This is a genomic window from Pseudomonas sp. MDT2-39-1 (assembly GCF_054898085.1).
Genome location: NZ_CM142716.1, coordinates 295,604 through 312,598 on the forward strand (window position 1 = coordinate 295,604; position 16,995 = coordinate 312,598).

Here is a 16,995-nt window from a genome sequence, read left to right on the forward strand (position 1 = left end):
AAGTCGGGGTTTCATTTGAGTACAAGTCAGCCAAGCACTATCAGTAAGCCTTGCCAGTCTTGTAGAAGTTCTCGAAGCAGAAGTTGGTCGCATCGATGTAGCCTTCAGCGCCACCGCAGTCGAACCGCTTGCCTTTGAACTTGTAGGCCATGACGCAGCCGTTTTGGGCTTGTTTCATCAGGGCGTCGGTGATCTGGATTTCACCACCCTTGCCTGGCTCGGTTTGTTCGATCAGGTCGAAGATGTCCGGGGTCAGGATGTAACGGCCGATAATCGCCAGGTTAGACGGTGCATCTTCTGGCTTTGGCTTCTCGACCATGCTGTGAACGCGGTAGATGTCGTCGCGGATCATCTCACCGGCAATAACGCCGTACTTGTGAGTTTCTTGCGGATCGACCTCCTGGATGGCAACGATTGAGCAGCGGAACTGCTTGTACAGCTTGACCATCTGGGTCAGTACGCCGTCGCCTTCGAGGTTGACGCACAAGTCATCCGCCAGTACCACGGCGAACGGTTCGTCACCGATCAGTGGGCGACCGGTCAGAATTGCGTGGCCCAGGCCTTTCATCTCGGTCTGGCGGGTGTAGGAAAACGAGCAGTTGTCGAGCAGCTTGCGAATACCGACCAGGTACTTCTCTTTGTCGGTGCCTTTGATCTGGTTTTCCAGCTCGTAGCTGATGTCGAAGTGGTCTTCCAGGGCGCGTTTACCACGGCCGGTGACGATGGAGATTTCAGTCAAACCAGCGTCCAGTGCTTCTTCGACGCCGTACTGGATCAGTGGCTTGTTTACCACCGGCAGCATTTCTTTGGGCATGGCTTTAGTCGCTGGCAGGAAGCGAGTACCGTAACCGGCTGCTGGGAACAAGCATTTCTTGATCATATAAGTCCTTGAAAGGGCTGTGTGTACGAGTTTCGGCGCAGTCTAATCAGGCGGCGTGCACCTTACAATGCCCCGCGCTGGCTAACCGATGCCATCATAGAGAAATATTCCCGCGGATAGTTCCATCCGCATTTTTGCGCGGTCAAATCAGCGTAGCTCAAAGAGGCCGGCAAACTGGACTACCATACGCTTATCGTCCCCCGATGCGAGCATTTGCCGGTATCATGGCGACTTTGAACCAGTGAACGAGACAGATAGATGACCGTAGCAAAAATCATCAACGGGTACACGGTCGACAAAGGAAAAGATGGCCAGTGGCACATTACCGCCGCCAATGGCGAAGATGTTTCCGGGCCGTTACCCAGCGAAGCGATGGCGATTGAAGTGGCGTCGGTGCTCGACTACACACCTCCCGCGCCGAAGCGACGCGGCAAGAGTCAGGACTGATCTCCTGCGGCACTCGCAGAGCCCTGCCATCGAGCAGGGCTTTTTTGTGGTCGGGTGCAAACAAGTGGCCAATCGCTATAACCTTTTCACACTGGCGCTGTCAGAGCGTCTAGCCCCCCCCTCGCTGAAGACGACACTATGAACATGAACAGATTTTTGCCCCTGATTGCGATCCTGGCCCTGAGCGGCTGCGCCACTTCCGAAAAGACGGTCCTGAACAACGGCGAACAAGGCCTGGCGATCGATTGCTCCGGCGAAGCCAACTCCTGGGCTACGTGCTATGAAAAAGCCGATGCCTCTTGCGCCGGCACCGGCTACCGGATCGTTGGCACCGACGGCACGCCTTCCACCAAGGAAAGCGACAAGACCCTAGGCGTCGATGTCGGCAACTTCAAGAACCGCAGCGTCGTGGTGGTCTGCAAGTAATACGCCCTGCCCTACATGTGAATTTCCGCGAATTTGATCCCGAGGCCGCGCACGGTCTCGATCAAATCGTCGAGACGACCAAACGATTCGACCTCGTCATTATCATCCACCAGGAAATAACTGCGCCCGGCGCTTTTCTTGAAAAACACAATCCATTCCCCGGGGTTCGCCGGATTTTGAATGACGTGGGTGGCAGAGATCAGACCCTCTGCATGGCGTTCCCGTACCTGCTCTCGCTTCATGCTCGACTCCAGAAATGACAATGCCGCCAAAGCATGACTTTGACGGCATCGGTATGAACGGTGGCCAGCCTATCAGCCGGAAATGCACGCATTGGCGGCTTTCTGTACGTCCTTTGGACGGACCGGCACATTGGACATACGCTCATGCAGCTTGATACCGCTGCCACCCGAGCGATCTTCGATGTCGAACACGGCTGCCGGGGCCGTCGAGAATTTTGCCGGCACGATCACGCGCATCCCGTCCTTGTGCGACTCCACTTGCAGGGCACCACGACTGTCGGCCAGTTTTTCAACCAGGCATTGCGCGTACTCATTGGGCTTTTTGCCTGAGATCACGTTCATGGTAGGCAGCGTCTCGTTAATCTCCGAGACACTCGCACAACCACTCACTACCAATGCCAACGGCAAGACCAACGAACCCCACTTCATATATAACCTCCGATAAAGACCCTCCGACAGCACAAATGCCAATTTTCTCCGAGGCTCACTGCGTTTATCGCTCATAGAATTCCGAATAACTGTTTTAAATTGTCAAAGCGAACCCCGACGACCGGATAATAACCTGTTCGGGCTGATAAACTGCGCCAATCGCCCATGCTATCGTTTTGATTTTGTAGAAAAAGCCCTTCTGGAGGCGCCTCATGAAATTTATCCACCAGCGCGAGCACCTCAACGAAGACGACATCGTCGTCATCCAGTGCTCCCAAACGTGCAACATCCGCTTGATGAACGACGCCAACTTCCGCAGCTTCAAGAACGGCGGCCGTCACACTTATCACGGCGGTGCTTTCGACACCTTCCCGGCCCGGATCACTGCGCCAAGCACCGGTTTCTGGAACATCACCATCGACACGGTCAACCGCCGGCCGATCAGCGTGACCCGCAAACCGACCCTGACGCACTCGATCAAGATCATCCGTCGCTCCAGCACGAAACTGAGCTGAGTGACCTTCTCACACCAAGAAAGGCAGGTATGACCGTGGCCCAGACGACCAAGTACGTCATCAAATACAAACTCAACGGCGAACGCCGCTTCGAATTTGCCCAGCTCGAAAAAGGCACCGAAGAAGAAGCCAAAGCCGCGCTGGACGCCATTCATGGTACGAGTGAAGACGTCATCAGCGAAATCAGTGTCAGCAAAGCGCTGTAAACGCGACCCGGAGCGACAACAAGGACGTCATGCTCCGCGCCCGATTTGAGTTCGACCGCAAGCGCCGGAGTGTTCACTCCCTTGGCGCTCCCTAGTCTGGCCACCTCGACCTTTGGTTAAGGAGTCAGAACATGCTTACTTCCCCGATTCGCTACATCAGCGGCACTTCCAGCCTTGGCGTCTTGATGCTGGCGTTCAGCGCCGAGGGCGTGTGCGCGTTGCTGCTCGGTGACGACTTGATCACGCTCGAGCGGGATCTGGCACGGCGTTTCCCTGGCCAACCCACCCGGCAGCGCGATGAAGGTTTGATGCCGGCCCTGGAGCAAACACTGCGCCACCTCGAAGACCCGAACACCGCGCTCGATCTGCCACTGGATTTGACCGCCAGCGTATTTCAACGGCGGGTCTGGGAAGTCCTGCGGCAAATCCCCGTCGGCGAAACCGCCAGTTACCGCGATATCGCCCAACGCCTCGGTCAGCCCAGCGCTTTTCGGGCGGTGGCGAATGCCTGTGGTGCCAATCCGGTGGCCGTTGTCGTGCCTTGCCATCGGGTGCTGCGACAGGACGGCAGCCTTGGCGGTTATCGGTGGGGATTGGAGCGCAAACGGCAGTTGCTGGATCGTGAGGTTCAACGATGAGCGAGCAAACCTTCGACGCGCTGGACTGGGCAACCCTGGAACAAAAGCTCGATCAGGATGGCTGCGCCGTCATCAGGTCGCTGTTAAGCGTGGAGGCGTGCGACGAACTCAGCGCCCTCTACGCCCAGCCAGCGCCCTTTCGATCTCAAGTGCTGATGGCGCGTCACGGTTTTGGCCGTGGCGAGTACAAGTACTTTAAATACCCGTTGCCTGAACCGGTCGCCCGTTTGCGCAGCGCGCTCTACCCTCGCCTGGTGCCGATCGCCAATCGCTGGTACGAATGCATGGACATGCCGACCCGTTTCCCCGACACCCATGAAGCGTTTCTGCAACGCTGCCATGCCGCTGGTCAGGAGCGCCCGACTCCGTTATTGCTGCAATATGGCCCGCTGGACTACAACTGCTTGCATCAGGACCTGTACGGCGAACACGTGTTCCCGCTGCAAGTGGCGATTCTTCTGTCAGAACCGGACGAAGATTTCACCGGCGGCGAGTTTGTGTTGACTGAACAACGCCCGCGGATGCAGTCACGCCCTCAGGTTGTCGGCCTGAAAAAAGGTGATGGCTTGATCTTTGCGGTCAGCCAACGCCCGGTCAGAGGCGTTCGCGGCTATTACCGAGTGACGATGCGTCATGGCGTGAGTCGCCTGCACAGCGGAAAACGGCATACCCTTGGAATCATCTTTCACGATGCGTTATGACCCCATGAGCCCGATCCCCTTCGATCTGTTTGCCGACGCCGAGCCCGAGCAAGCGCCCAGGCGCGAGCAGATCGGCGAACAGTCCTACGTCTTGCGCGGCTTTGCCCTGCCCCGGCTGGATCAGTTGCTGCCCGCACTGGAAGCGGTTCTGACGGCCGCGCCGTTTCGGCAGATGGTCACGCCCGGTGGCTTTACCATGTCGGTGGCCCTGAGCAGTTGCGGCACTTGGGGCTGGACCACTGACCGCAGCGGCTACAAATACACGCGCAACGACCCACAGACCGGGCAACCCTGGCCCGAGATGCCCCAGGTGTTTTTCGAACTGGCACAGGCGGCGGCACAGGAAGCAGGATTTGCGGATTTTGTTCCGGATTCCTGCCTGATCAACCGCTATATCCCCAGGGCCAAAATGTCATTGCACCAGGACAAGGACGAAGGTTCCTACGCAGCACCGATCGTTTCGGTGTCGCTTGGGTTGCCTGCCACCTTCCTGTTCGGCGGTTTTGAACGAAGCGATAAAAGCCAACGCGTACCGCTGCTACATGGCGATATCGTGGTCTGGGGCGGCGTTGATCGCTTGCGTTATCACGGCGTCTTGCCAATCAAGGACGGCCATCACCCGCGCCTGGGCGAACAACGGATCAACTTCACCTTTCGAACCGCCGGATGAAGCCCTCGAATTCAACCGCAAGACTCGGGGTGCAGCGGGTTTGCGGGCTGGTTAATCTGAAGGAAACGGTCCAACGGACATGAAGCCATGACAACTCATTCGACAAAACTTGCCACCGAGAACGATCCTCGCTGGGCCGCCGTCGTTGCACGGGATCCCGGCGCCGACGGGCAGTTTGTCTATGCCGTGAAAACCACCGGAATTTATTGCCGCCCCAGTAGCCTGGCGCGTCTGCCGAACCCGCAGAATGTCGAATTTTTCGACACAGAAGAACAAGCCGAGGCGGCGGGTTATCGTCCGAGCAAACGGGCCACAAAGGATCAAAGCGACGTCGCCGCACAGCACGCGGCAACCGTGGCCGCCGCTTGCCGTTACATTGAGTCCGCCGAAAATCTACCTGCTTTGACCGAACTGGCAGACGCTGCGGGCCTGAGCAGCTTCCACTTTCATCGAGTGTTCAAAGCCGTGACCGGGCTGACACCCAAGGGTTACGCCAGCGCCCATCGATCACGCAAGGTTCGCGAACGCCTGGCCGATGGCGCCTCGGTCACCGACGCCCTGTACAACGCTGGCTTCAACTCCAACAGTCGCTTCTATGAATCGGCCGATCAGTTGCTGGGCATGAAGCCTGGCGATTACCGCGCGGCGGGCCAGAACAACGACATCCGTTTTGCCGTCGGCCAGTGTTCCCTGGGGGCGATTCTGGTGGCGCAAAGTGAGCGCGGCGTTTGCGCGATTCTGTTGGGGGATGATCCGCATCAACTGGTCTGTGATCTGCAGGACAAGTTTCGGCGCGCCAATCTGATTGGCGCCGATCACGAGTTCGAACAGTTGATTGCCAAGGTTGTGGGTTTTATCGAAGCCCCCGCGATTGGCCTGGATTTACCGCTGGACGTGCGCGGCACGGCGTTTCAGGAACGGGTCTGGCAGGCGCTGCGGGAGATTCCTGCGGGCAGTACCGCGAGCTACGCCGATATCGCTCTGCGTATCGGCGCTCCCAAAGCCGTGCGCGCCGTGGCCCAGGCCTGCGGCGCGAACAGTATTGCGGTGGCGATTCCGTGCCACCGCGTGGTGCGCAGCGACGGCAACCTGTCGGGCTATCGCTGGGGGGTGGAGCGCAAGCGCCAGTTGTTGGAGCGCGAGACTCGCTAATCAGCGATTCACATCGACCACAACCCGCCCACGCAATTGCCCGGCAAGCAAACGCGGCGAAGCGTCGATGGCTTCGCTCAAGCCGATTTCATGGCTGATCAACGGCAGCAACGCGAAGTCCAGATCCTTGGCCAGGCGACTCCAGGCCTGTACCCGTTTGGCTTTGGGCTGGGTCACGCTGTTGATCCCGGCCAATGTCACGCCGCGCAAAATGAACGGCGCGACGGAGGCCGGAAAGTCCATGCCTTGTGCCAGACCGCACGCGGCAACCGTGCCATTGGCCTTGGTGCTGGCGCAGGCGTTGGCCAACGTGTGGCTGCCGACCGAGTCGATCACCGCTGCCCAGCGTTCCTTGGCCAACGGTTTGCCCGGCTCGGAAAGCGTGGCGCGATCGATGATCTCGCTGGCACCCAGTTGTTTTAGGTAATCGTGCTCGGTGGTACGGCCCGTGGACGCCACGACTCGATAGCCGAGTTTGCTCAAAAGCGCGATGGCGAAACTGCCTACACCGCCATTGGCACCGGTGACCAGGACTTCGCCCTGCTCAGGCGTTACGCCGTTATGTTCCAGCGCCAGGATGCACAGCATTGCCGTGTAACCGGCGGTGCCGATTGCCATGGCCTGGGCCGCGGTGAATTCCTTGGGTAGCGGGATCAGCCAGTCGCCATTGAGGCGCGCTTTTTGCGCCAGTCCGCCCCAATGGCCTTCGCCCACGCCCCAGCCATTGAGCAGAACCTGGTCACCGACCTTATAGTCCGGATGACCGCTGACTTCGACCGTACCGGCCAGATCGATCCCCGGCACCATCGGGAATTTCCTGACCACCGGGCTGCTGCCGGTGATCGCCAGGCCATCCTTGAAGTTCAGCGTGCTGTACGCCACGCGCACCGTCACATCGCCCTCAGGCAGTTGATCGTCATTGATCTCTCGCAGTGTGGCCCGGTAACCGCTGTCGTCTTTGTCGATCAAAATACCTTTGAACATCATTGCCTCTCAATGGAATCAATCACGTGGTGGGGCTATTGAAATACCACAAAGAAACATCTCGCCGTACAAGACTTTAAGCTAATCCGCCAAAGCGCCGAGCGTTTCCATGATGTGCGGCTACGCTTTTTTTTCGCGTTTCTGGAACACTGGAAAACGTCCCGGATACAAAAGTCGGCTGGCCATGCGGCAGCCATTGCTGGTAAAAAACCGGTTCTACCCGTCGGAGAATCATTCAAATGAGCCAATGGCCAGACACCCGCATTCTTGACCTGTTCGGCATCGAATTGCCGATCATCCAGGCTCCCATGGCCGGCGCGACCGGCTCGGCCATGGTCATCGCGGCGAGTAACGCCGGCGGCCTGGGCTCGATGCCCGCCGCAATGCTGAGCATCGAACAGTTGCGCGAAGAGCTGAAGACGATCCGTCAACACAGCCGGCGTCCGTTCAACATCAACTATTTTTGCCATCAGGCACCGGCCGCCGATGAGCAACGCGCTCGGGACTGGAAGAATTTGCTGGAGCCGTACTACCGGGAACTGGGTGTCGATTTCGAGGCGCCCACGCTGGTGTCCAATCGCGCGCCTTTCGATAACGCCGCCTGCGAAGTGCTCGAAGAATTTCACCCAGAAGTCGTGAGCTTTCACTTCGGCCTGCCGGACAAATCGCTGCTGGATCGAGTAAAAGCCACCGGGGCGAAAATTCTCTCCTCGGCGACCACGGTCGAAGAAGCCATCTGGCTGGAACAACATGGCTGCGACGCGATCATCGCCATGGGCTACGAGGCGGGCGGCCATCGCGGGATGTTTCTCAGCGATGACTTGAGCAGCCAGGTGGGCACATTCGCCCTCGTGCCGCAAATCGTGGATGCGGTGAAAGTGCCGGTGATTGCAGCGGGCGGGATCAGTGATGCCCGGGGCGTTGCGGCGGCCTTTCTGCTGGGCGCTTCGGCGGTGCAGGTGGGGACGGCTTACCTGTTCACGCCGGAAGCCAAGGTCAGCGCGTCTCACCACAAAGCGTTGCGCACGGCCAAGGAAAGCGAGACCGCGGTGACCAACCTTTTCACCGGCCGCCCGGCGCGGGGGATTCTCAATCGGGTGATGCGTGAACTCGGGCCCATGAGCGATAAAGCCCCGGCCTTCCCATTGGCCGGCGGTGCGTTGATGCCGTTGCGCGCCAAGGGTGAAGCGGATTTCAGCAATCTTTGGGCTGGGCAGGCGTTCACGCTGGGCGCTGAAATGACCACGGCGGAGTTGACTCGGCGCTTGGCGGAGGAAGGTTTGGCCAAGTTGCTCCGTCGCTAACGCACGCTTTTGTAGCCGTGCGCAAACCCAGTACCAACACATTCCGCTTGCAGGCATTTCGCTATATATTCCGATATATAGCGTTTCCCCCCATCGTTGCATTTGCCTATAACGGAGCCGTTTCATGACCATTCGTGCCTCACGTTTTGCCCCCACTTGCCTCGCAAGTCTTCTCGCTGTGTTCGCTTTCGGGTCCGCTCAGGCGGACGAAGTCCAGGTCGCTGTTGCCGCTAACTTCACCGCGCCGATTCAGGCCATCGCTGCAGCTTTCGAGAAAGACACCGGGCATAAACTGGTCACTTCGTTTGGTGCGACCGGCCAGTTCTACACCCAGATCAAGAATGGCGCGCCGTTCGAAGTGTTCCTCTCGGCGGACGACACCACCCCGCAAAAACTCGAAGCCGAGGGCGATACCGTCAAGGGTTCGCGCTTCACCTACGCCATCGGCACGCTGGCGCTGTGGTCAGCCAAGGAGGGTTACGTTGATGCCAAGGGCGATGTGCTGAAAAACAACGATTACAAGCATCTCTCCATCGCCAACCCGAAGGCCGCACCTTATGGCCTGGCCGCCACTCAAGTGCTGGCCAAGCTGGACCTGACCGACAAGGTCAAAGACAAGATCGTTGAAGGCCAGAACATCACCCAGGCCTATCAATTCGTTTCCACTGGCAATGCCGAACTGGGCTTCGTGGCCTTGTCGCAGATCTACAAAGACGGCAAAGTCACCGGCGGTTCGGCCTGGATCGTTCCGGCCGACATGCACGACCCGATCAAACAAGACGCGGTGATCCTCAACAAGGGCAAGGACAACCCGGCTGCCAAGGCGCTGGTCGACTACCTCAAGGGGCCGAAAGCCGCCGCTGTTATCAAATCCTACGGTTACCAACTCTAAATGTCGCTGACGAACGCCGACTTTTCCGCCATCTGGCTGACCCTGAAACTGGCGTCCCTGACGACGGTTATCCTGCTGATCATCGGCACTCCGATTGCGTTATGGCTGTCGCGCACCCAATCCTGGTTGCGCGGCCCGGTCGGGGCGATTGTCGCCCTGCCCTTGGTCTTGCCACCCACGGTAATCGGCTTTTATTTGCTGCTGGCGCTCGGCCCTAACGGCTTTATCGGCCATTTCACCCAGTCGCTGGGGCTCGGCACGCTCACATTCAGTTTTGCAGGGCTGGTGATCGGTTCGGTGCTGTACTCAATGCCGTTCGTGGTCCAGCCGCTGCAAAACGCTTTTTCCGCCATTGGCACTCGCCCACTGGAAGTGGCCGCTACCTTGCGCGCCAATCCCTGGGACACGTTTTTCAGCGTGATCCTGCCGCTGGCTCGACCCGGCTTCATCACCGCTGCCATTCTCGGTTTTGCCCACACTGTCGGCGAGTTCGGCGTAGTGCTGATGATCGGCGGCAACATTCCCGACAAGACCCGCGTGGTCTCAGTGCAGATCTACGATCACGTTGAAGCCATGGAGTACGCACAGGCCCATTGGTTGGCCGGGGCGATGCTGGTGTTCTCCTTCGCCGTATTGCTGGCGCTCTACTCCAGCCGTAAAACCAAAGCGGGCTGGAGCTGATCAATGATTCATACGCGTCTGAAACTGAGTTATTCGGGATTCGCCCTGGAGGTGGATCTGCAATTGCCCGGCCGTGGGGTCACCGCACTCTATGGTCATTCCGGTTCAGGCAAGACCACATGCCTGCGCTGTATTGCCGGTCTGGAACAGGCCGAACAGGGCTTTATTCAGGTCAACGATGAAGTCTGGCAGGACAGCGACAAGAAGATTTTCGTTCCCCCGCATAAACGCGCGCTGGGTTACGTCTTCCAGGAAGCGAGTCTGTTTCCCCATCTGTCGGTGCTGGCCAACCTGGAATTCGGCCTGAAGCGCATTCCCAAGCAGCAACGACGGGTCGACATGGCGCATGCCACTGAGCTACTGGGAATCGGTCATCTGCTGGACCGTCATCCGCAGCACCTCTCCGGCGGCGAACGGCAGCGAATCGGCATCGCGCGCGCGCTGCTCACCAGCCCGAAGCTGTTGCTGATGGACGAACCGCTGGCGGCGCTGGATAGCCAGCGCAAAAACGAAATCCTGCCTTACCTGCAACGCCTGCACGATGAACTCGACATCCCGGTGCTGTACGTCAGCCACTCTCAGGATGAGGTTGCCCGTCTGGCCGACCACATCGTCCTGCTCAGCAACGGCAAGGCGCTGGCCAGCGGCCCTATCGGCGAAACGCTGGCGCGTCTCGACTTGCCCCTGGCGCTGGGCGACGATGCCGGCGTGGTGATTGAAGGACAGGTCAGCGCCTACGACTCCCACTATCAATTGCTGACGTTGCAACTGCCCGATACCGACCTGAGCATTCGCGTGGCGCACGCTCCGATGACCCAAGGCCAGGCGCTGCGCTGCAAGGTCCAGGCACGTGATGTCAGCCTGAGCCTGCAAGGCGTGGAGCAAAGCAGCATTCTCAATCGCTTGCCGGTGACGGTGATCAGTGAAATTGGCGCCGATAACGCCGCCCACGTGCTGATCCGCCTGAATGCTGCCGGCACGCCGCTGCTGGCACGCATCACCCGCTACTCCCGGGATCAACTGGGTGTGCACCCCGGCCAGCAACTCTGGGCGCAGATCAAAGCGGTGGCCGTTCTGGCGTAAATTCGTCGGCACCACGGCGAATGGCCGCGGTCAATGGCTGTACAGGCCCCCTGACTTGAACGCCAAGGATTTTCGCCATGTCCGACTCCGCGCTGCCCGATGTGCTGCCACCCGACCTGCATTATGTCGATGACACGCAGCCTGGAATCACCCGCAAACTATTGCGTGGCAAATTCTGCTACTTCGATCCCGCGGGCCAGCGCATTACCGATCCCGACGAAATCAAACGCCTCAACGCCCTTGCGGTGCCGCCGGCCTATACGAATGTGTGGATCTGCGCCGACCCGCGCGGCCATTTGCAAGCCACCGGACGTGACGCTCGCGGTCGCAAACAATACCGCTACCACGTGCGCTGGCGCGAAGTACGCGATGCCGACAAATACTCGCGGCTGCGGGACTTTGGCCTGGCACTGCCGAAACTGCGCAAACAGCTTGAAGCACTGCTGGACGCTCCGGGGTTCAGCCGAGACAAAGTCATGGCCACCGTCATTACCTTGCTCGATGCAACGCTGATCCGGGTCGGCAACACTCAATACGCGCGGGAAAATCGCTCGTACGGCCTGACGACTCTGCGCAGCCGTCACGTAGAGGTCAACGGCAGTGCGATCCTGTTCCAGTTCCGCGGCAAGAGTGGTGTCGAACACCAGATCACCGTAAAAGACCGACGCCTGGCGCGAATCATCAAGCGCTGCCTGGAGATTCCCGGACAAGACCTCTTTCAGTACCTGGACGAAAATGGCGAGCGGCACACCGTCAGCTCCTCAGACGTCAATGCCTACCTGCAAACCCTCACCGGCGCCGACTTCACGGCCAAGGATTACCGCACCTGGGCGGGTAGCGCTCTGGCGTTGTCGGTGCTGCGCGAATTGCAGTGGGAACCGGAGTCGGATGCGAAACGGCATGTGGTGGAGATGGTCAAGAACGTCGCCAGGCAACTCGGCAACACCCCGGCGGTGTGCCGCAAGTGCTACATCCACCCGGCGGTGCTTGAAGGCTTCATGCTCGGCGCCTTGGCCCAATTGCCTCGGCCGAGGCTGCGTAAAGGGCTCAGGGCAGAGGAAGTCGGGCTCGCCATGTATCTGGAGAAAATGATCGCGGCGGCCGAATCGACGAAATGACCCGTCCATTTTTTTGCACGATCACAAAGAACTTCTATAGTTGATGTGGACATGAATCAGCCGCGGTGACGCCATGGAAGACATTTTCGTTGTGCAACGTTGCAACAAGATCATCATTCATGGCCGTCGGGCCGGAGAAGTTAGTCACCCGCCACCTGAAGCCGAAGTCTGGTATCGAATCTTCGATACCCGCACCCATGGTTTCATCGGTGACGGTTATGATCTTGAAGAAGATGCCCAGCGTGAATGCCTGCGGCTCAATCTCACCTCACAAGTGACGGCCCGACAAGCCTGAAGTCCGGGTCTATACTGAAAACAGCTGAAGGACCAGCGACCCCATCGGCAGAAAGCTCGCACCACGCGGGCTTTTTGCTGCTATTTGTCAGGTTTCTTGAACGGAGGTGTTTGCCATGTCCGAAAAAGAGTCCATCACCACCCTGCTCACCCTGCTCGACTCCCGCCAGGCTCGACTTGCCGCTGCTTGCAAAGAGATTGCCGACTGGGTAGATCATCAAGGAGGGCACCCGACAGCCCTCAGAATCCGTGACCGCCTGAACGACATCGAGAAAGACGCGCCACTGATTCGAAACACCCTGTCTTCGTTAAAACCTGTCGACCCGCCTCTTCCGCGGTTCAGATGATCCCATCTGGACGCGCGATTCGAGAACAGGGCCTGATTCAGGACGCATGAACGGCGACTCCATCGTCACCGCGCCTGTGCCTGCCTGATTATCTTGCGTTACACACCCACCCGGCCTGGCGCTGGGCTTTTTTTGCCGCCCTCTTTTCACGTAACGTTCACAACCCACGCCTTACAGTGAGTCACTCCTTTGAGAAACACCCCCTGGCCTGCCCGCATGCAGGCCTTTTTTTTTGCCCGCCAGGCAGCCAGCGAACGCCATCGCTCTTGGGAGGTCAAACGATCACACGTCGCGAAGGAGACGTTCCATGGTCACTCACTTCAAAGTCAGCGGGCATCTGGCCTGCGGCCACAAAGGCAGCAATCTCACCTCAAGCACCGAATTGACCCGCGTAAAGTGCAGAAGCTGCCGAAACACCGACGCATTCAAGGACGCGCGAAAAGCCGAACGCAACGCATCACGCCGTGCCGCACGCAAGGCCAAAGTCACCCACACCGCCAATGACTGGCGCGCAGCCTGGGTAGAACGGCTTACTGCCATGGCCGGGTTGCAAAGACTACCTCGTGGCTTTACCGGTCAGCCTTTTGTTTAAAGGCGATGAAGAGCCAATGCGGGGGCGAGCCTGCTCGCGATGAGGGCGGTACATTCAACATTGATTTGACTGATACTCAGCCATCGCGAGCAGGCTCGCTCCCACAGTGGATTGCGTTTGGGGCGACTTGCTCAGCTCAACCCGTTCCTGTCATGACTCGGACGCTTTCATGCACATGGGCTCCATGATCTCCGCGAGCGACATGCGCTTGAACGCTTCAAACAACCGCCGCCCCTCTTCGGGCGCACAAGAAGTGGCCAGCCGCATGGTTGCCTCACCGAGCTGCCAGATCAGAAAGGCAGAATCAGCAACCCGCTGCGTATCGCTGCCTGGATACACCCGAAGCATCGCATCGGCCAGTAACCCGCCCGCCACACGACTCTCCTCCAGCTCCAACGCCAGCAGCTGCTTGTCTACCTGCATGCCCGACCAGATATCGCGCATCGCAGGCTCGGCCTGAACGATCTCGTAATACTGATCCAGCAAGTCCGAATAGGCATCAGCCAACCCTTGGGCATCCTGCACCGCGACCAGAGCCTCTTCGATACAGCGACGGCTTGCAGCGTTATAGCGCTCGGCCAGCGTGCGAATGACTGAACTCTTGTCTGGGAAGTATTGATAAAGCGACCCGATCGAGATCTCAGAGCGCTCAGCGATTTCGCTCATCTTGACCTGATCGCTGCCCTTGGTCGCGATCAACTGAGTCGCCACGGCAAGAATTCGCTCCTGCCGCTCGCGACTGCGCTGTTGCGTGGGATTGCGTCGGCTCGGCTCTGAAACAGGTTGCTCTAGCCCGGCGGCGGCCTTCTTTCGCACTGGAGTGGTTCCCGATTAGTAACATGACAAGCACTCACCTTAGCACCCCCCAACGTACGCCCCCAAGAGGTTGCGTCCGTACGTCGGTTTCCGTCACTACGTTGGTTGACGGCACAACATGAGCGTTTATCATCTTTTAAACGTGAGCATCACTCACATAACCCGATGAAGATGAACGCGATGAAAACCGCTCAAGACACTTTCCTCGTTCTCGGTGCGACCGGAAAAACAGGGCGCAGGATCACTCAACATCTCAAAGCGGCGGGATTGCCTGTGCGCCTTGGATCGCGCGAGGCGAATCCACTCTTTGACTGGGAAGACCGGACGACCTGGGATGCAGCGCTTGATGGCGTTCACGCCGTATATATTTCCTATCAACCGGACCTTGCCGTACCGGGCGCCCTCGAGACAGTTCAGGCGTTTACCGACCTGGCCGTCAAAAGTGGCGTCAGCAAACTGGTGCTGCTGTCCGGGCGCGGCGAGATCGAAGCGGAACAAGCCGAACGCGTCATACAGAACAGCGGCGTTGACTGGACGATCCTGCGGGCCAGTTGGTTCTTCCAGAACTTCAGCGAAGCGCATTTTCTGGAGCCCATTGCTCAGGGAGAACTGGCCCTCCCCGTCGGCAGTATCGCGGAGCCCTTCGTCGATGCGGAGGACATTGCCGAAATCGCCGTTGAGGCGCTGACCCAACCCGGCCATTCACGCCAACTCTATGAATTGACCGGGCCACGGGCGCTGACGTTTGCCGAAGCGGTCGAGGAGATCGCCAAGGGGACCGGGCGCGATATCCGTTTCACTGCCGTGCCATCGGAAGACTATCGTCAGGCGCTGGAACAGGCACAACTTCCTGCCGAGTTTATCGACCTGGTGCTGTATCTCTTCACAACGATGCTCGATGGTCGCAACACGCCACTGACTGATGGCGTTCAGCGTGCACTAGGTCGGCCCGCGCGAGACTTCAGCGATTATGTTCGGCGTACGGTTGCTGCGGGGGTCTGGCAGAACCAGGGTTGAGGTCGACGAGGATCGTCTGCCAAATTGCGGAGTAGAAACGACAAAGGCCTGCATGAGTTTCCTCATGCAGGCCTTTGATATATATGGTGCCCGAAGCCGGAATCGAACCGGCACGCCCTTACGAGCGGGGGATTTTAAGTCCCAAGGGAAAATCAATCAGGCCGTGCCTTCCAATAGCTTTTCCGGGTCGCAATCATGCAAAAAAGGGTGCCATGCAACCCAATGTTTCCGCATACCTCTAAATGATTGCGGCCCGGAAAAACCCATGTTCAAAGCGAAAAAATGCCCGCTCAGCGCGAGTCGAAACAAATTTACACTATGCCAATAATGCATACATCCACGCGCTCTACTGGTATCGCAACGACCCCTAGCACCCCATGCACGCAGTACCCCTGTAAGTCCTTGTGAAATGGCCGTTTTTACTGGCGCTCGCTGCAATCGAATGCCCACAAGTGCTTACACGTGCATGAGAGAGTCACGCAAAAGTCACGCACCCTCCCCCCCCGGCGTCCTGCCGACAATCACACCTCCCTGCACCAACACGACTGCGCATACGGGCAGCCTTCGATTTCCTCAACGCCGATCAGCACGAAGATCTTGACGTATGAAGTGGCCTCCCTATGAGCGCCTCCATGCTTACCAGGCGTAAGCGGACGCCCAATCGCACCATTTATAAGGCCTGAGACATGTCACCTTCTCGAATTATGGACAAGTCGCTCAACGAAGAACTCCATATGCCCTCTAGGGGTAACCGGCAAAGGCCAAGCGTCGACCTTTAAAGCGATTTTCTGAAATGCTTGGGCGCACTTCGAGTGCGGAAAGTGTTCGTAGACCGCTCGCTGCTTCTGCACAGCCTTGCGCGCACTTTCGTCGTAAGGCACCGCGCCGACGTATTGTAAGGCGATGTCAAGGAAGCGATCCGTGACCTTGGTCAACTTGGCGAACAGGTTGCGCCCTTCCTGCGGGCTCTGGGCCATGTTGGCCAGGACGCGGAAGCGGTTCATGCCGTAATCGCGGTTCAGCAGTTTGATCAGTGCGTAGGCATCGGTGATCGAGGTCGGTTCGTCGCAGACCACCAGCAGGACTTCATGGGCCGCCCGGACGAGACTGACCACCGATGCGCCGATGCCCGCAGCCGTGTCAATCACCAGCACATCGAGACTGTCACCGATTTCACTGAAGGCCTGGATCAGGCCGGCGAGCTGAGCCGGAGACAAATGAACCATGCTCTGTGTGCCGGACGCGGCCGGGACGATTCGTACCCCGCCCGGACCGTGCACAAGTACGTCGGATAGCTCACAGCGACCTTCGATTAAGTCGGCAAGTGTGTACTGCGGGGAAAGCCCCAACAGGATGTCGATATTCGCCAAGCCAAGATCGCCATCAAGCAATACGACTCGCCTTCCAAGTTTCGCCAACGCCACTGAAAGATTCACAGCCACAGTCGTCTTGCCGACGCCGCCCTTACCGCCGGTCACGGCGATAATTTGTACAGAATGCACATCATCCATGTTGTTGATTCCCTTCCATGTGCCGCGCTTGCGAGTAGTAGTTAATCCTA

At 58.5% G+C, this 16,995-nt stretch carries 23 protein-coding genes and 1 tRNA gene; 17 read left to right on the forward strand and 7 right to left on the reverse strand.

Annotated features, from left to right (window positions below; all coding sequences use genetic code 11):
* Positions 1-40 precede the first annotated feature (40 nt).
* Positions 41-880: a UTP--glucose-1-phosphate uridylyltransferase GalU gene (galU, locus tag ACYZTM_RS01375; protein ID WP_010460715.1), complete on the reverse strand. Its 840-nt coding sequence runs from the start codon at positions 878-880 to the stop codon at positions 41-43.
* Positions 881-1,138: 258 nt separating this feature from the next.
* Here galU and ACYZTM_RS01380 point away from each other — a divergent pair, with 258 nt between their 5' ends.
* Both ACYZTM_RS01380 and ACYZTM_RS01385 read left to right on the forward strand, forming a co-directional pair.
* Entirely contained in the window at positions 1,139-1,327 is a 189-nt protein-coding gene (locus tag ACYZTM_RS01380; RefSeq protein ID WP_094467303.1) for a hypothetical protein, read from the forward strand.
* Positions 1,328-1,471: 144 nt separating this feature from the next.
* Entirely contained in the window at positions 1,472-1,753 is a 282-nt protein-coding gene (locus tag ACYZTM_RS01385; protein WP_165557410.1) for a hypothetical protein, read from the forward strand.
* An 11-nt stretch (positions 1,754-1,764) separates the two neighbouring features.
* On the opposite strand, the gene ACYZTM_RS01390 is transcribed toward ACYZTM_RS01385, so the two are convergent.
* On the reverse strand, positions 1,765-1,995 hold the full coding sequence (locus ACYZTM_RS01390; RefSeq protein ID WP_109631864.1) for a hypothetical protein: 231 nt from the start codon (positions 1,993-1,995) through the stop codon (positions 1,765-1,767).
* Positions 1,996-2,067: 72 nt separating this feature from the next.
* Entirely contained in the window at positions 2,068-2,424 is a 357-nt protein-coding gene (locus tag ACYZTM_RS01395) for a hypothetical protein (RefSeq protein ID WP_131058700.1), read from the reverse strand.
* A 212-nt stretch (positions 2,425-2,636) separates the two neighbouring features.
* On the opposite strand from ACYZTM_RS01395, the gene ACYZTM_RS01400 reads away from it, so the two are divergent.
* From ACYZTM_RS01400 to ada, 6 genes are all read left to right on the forward strand, one after another.
* Positions 2,637-2,939, forward strand: a complete 303-nt coding sequence (locus ACYZTM_RS01400) for a DUF1883 domain-containing protein (protein ID WP_007946189.1) — start codon at positions 2,637-2,639, stop codon at positions 2,937-2,939.
* Positions 2,940-2,968: 29 nt separating this feature from the next.
* Positions 2,969-3,145 carry a hypothetical protein gene (locus ACYZTM_RS01405; RefSeq protein WP_165557411.1) on the forward strand — a complete coding sequence of 59 codons (177 nt, stop codon included), beginning with the start codon at positions 2,969-2,971 and terminating at the stop codon, positions 3,143-3,145.
* A 131-nt stretch (positions 3,146-3,276) separates the two neighbouring features.
* On the forward strand, positions 3,277-3,783 hold the full coding sequence (locus ACYZTM_RS01410; RefSeq protein ID WP_131058701.1) for a methylated-DNA--[protein]-cysteine S-methyltransferase: 507 nt from the start codon (positions 3,277-3,279) through the stop codon (positions 3,781-3,783).
* Positions 3,780-4,484, forward strand: coding sequence for a 2OG-Fe(II) oxygenase (locus tag ACYZTM_RS01415; protein ID WP_461986530.1), 705 nt, complete (start codon positions 3,780-3,782; stop codon positions 4,482-4,484). Before ACYZTM_RS01410 ends, ACYZTM_RS01415 begins: the two co-directional genes overlap by 4 nt.
* Entirely contained in the window at positions 4,474-5,154 is a 681-nt protein-coding gene (alkB, locus tag ACYZTM_RS01420) for a DNA oxidative demethylase AlkB (RefSeq protein WP_461986532.1), read from the forward strand. The genes ACYZTM_RS01415 and alkB overlap by 11 nt, the downstream gene beginning before the upstream one ends.
* A gap of 87 nt (positions 5,155-5,241) precedes the next feature.
* The gene (ada, locus tag ACYZTM_RS01425; protein ID WP_131058704.1) at positions 5,242-6,306 is read left to right on the forward strand and encodes a bifunctional DNA-binding transcriptional regulator/O6-methylguanine-DNA methyltransferase Ada; all 1,065 of its coding nucleotides are present in this window, start codon (positions 5,242-5,244) and stop codon (positions 6,304-6,306) included.
* Here the strand turns inward: ada and acuI are convergent, their stop codons facing one another.
* On the reverse strand, positions 6,307-7,290 hold the full coding sequence (acuI, locus tag ACYZTM_RS01430) for an acrylyl-CoA reductase (NADPH) (RefSeq protein WP_461986534.1): 984 nt from the start codon (positions 7,288-7,290) through the stop codon (positions 6,307-6,309).
* Positions 7,291-7,529: 239 nt separating this feature from the next.
* On the opposite strand from acuI, the gene ACYZTM_RS01435 reads away from it, so the two are divergent.
* From ACYZTM_RS01435 to ACYZTM_RS01470, 8 genes are all read left to right on the forward strand, one after another.
* Entirely contained in the window at positions 7,530-8,594 is a 1,065-nt protein-coding gene (locus ACYZTM_RS01435; RefSeq protein ID WP_461986536.1) for an NAD(P)H-dependent flavin oxidoreductase, read from the forward strand.
* A gap of 124 nt (positions 8,595-8,718) precedes the next feature.
* Positions 8,719-9,486: a molybdate ABC transporter substrate-binding protein gene (modA, locus tag ACYZTM_RS01440; RefSeq protein ID WP_461986538.1), complete on the forward strand. Its 768-nt coding sequence runs from the start codon at positions 8,719-8,721 to the stop codon at positions 9,484-9,486.
* On the forward strand, positions 9,487-10,167 hold the full coding sequence (modB, locus tag ACYZTM_RS01445) for a molybdate ABC transporter permease subunit (protein WP_461986540.1): 681 nt from the start codon (positions 9,487-9,489) through the stop codon (positions 10,165-10,167).
* Between the two features lie 3 nt (positions 10,168-10,170).
* Entirely contained in the window at positions 10,171-11,250 is a 1,080-nt protein-coding gene (gene modC, locus ACYZTM_RS01450; protein ID WP_461986542.1) for a molybdenum ABC transporter ATP-binding protein, read from the forward strand.
* Positions 11,251-11,327: 77 nt separating this feature from the next.
* Positions 11,328-12,368: a DNA topoisomerase IB gene (locus tag ACYZTM_RS01455; RefSeq protein ID WP_131058710.1), complete on the forward strand. Its 1,041-nt coding sequence runs from the start codon at positions 11,328-11,330 to the stop codon at positions 12,366-12,368.
* 73 nt (positions 12,369-12,441) lie between these two features.
* Complete coding sequence (locus tag ACYZTM_RS01460; RefSeq protein WP_131058711.1) at positions 12,442-12,663, forward strand: hypothetical protein; 222 nt, start codon at positions 12,442-12,444, stop codon at positions 12,661-12,663.
* A gap of 115 nt (positions 12,664-12,778) precedes the next feature.
* Positions 12,779-13,009 carry a hypothetical protein gene (locus ACYZTM_RS01465; protein ID WP_010460746.1) on the forward strand — a complete coding sequence of 77 codons (231 nt, stop codon included), beginning with the start codon at positions 12,779-12,781 and terminating at the stop codon, positions 13,007-13,009.
* Positions 13,010-13,316: 307 nt separating this feature from the next.
* Positions 13,317-13,601 (forward strand): hypothetical protein, encoded by a 285-nt coding sequence (locus tag ACYZTM_RS01470; protein WP_131058712.1) that lies wholly within the window; start codon positions 13,317-13,319, stop codon positions 13,599-13,601.
* Between the two features lie 150 nt (positions 13,602-13,751).
* Here the strand turns inward: ACYZTM_RS01470 and ACYZTM_RS01475 are convergent, their stop codons facing one another.
* Positions 13,752-14,417: a TetR/AcrR family transcriptional regulator gene (locus ACYZTM_RS01475; protein ID WP_131058713.1), complete on the reverse strand. Its 666-nt coding sequence runs from the start codon at positions 14,415-14,417 to the stop codon at positions 13,752-13,754.
* A 180-nt stretch (positions 14,418-14,597) separates the two neighbouring features.
* Between ACYZTM_RS01475 and ACYZTM_RS01480 the strand changes: the two genes are divergently transcribed.
* Positions 14,598-15,434, forward strand: a complete 837-nt coding sequence (locus ACYZTM_RS01480) for an NAD(P)H-binding protein (protein WP_461986545.1) — start codon at positions 14,598-14,600, stop codon at positions 15,432-15,434.
* A gap of 84 nt (positions 15,435-15,518) precedes the next feature.
* Here ACYZTM_RS01480 and ACYZTM_RS01485 read toward each other — a convergent pair.
* A tRNA-OTHER gene (locus tag ACYZTM_RS01485) sits at positions 15,519-15,596 on the reverse strand.
* Positions 15,597-16,123: 527 nt separating this feature from the next.
* Entirely contained in the window at positions 16,124-16,945 is an 822-nt protein-coding gene (gene fleN / locus ACYZTM_RS01490) for a flagellar synthesis regulator FleN (protein WP_461986547.1), read from the reverse strand.
* Positions 16,946-16,995: the final 50 nt, after the last annotated feature.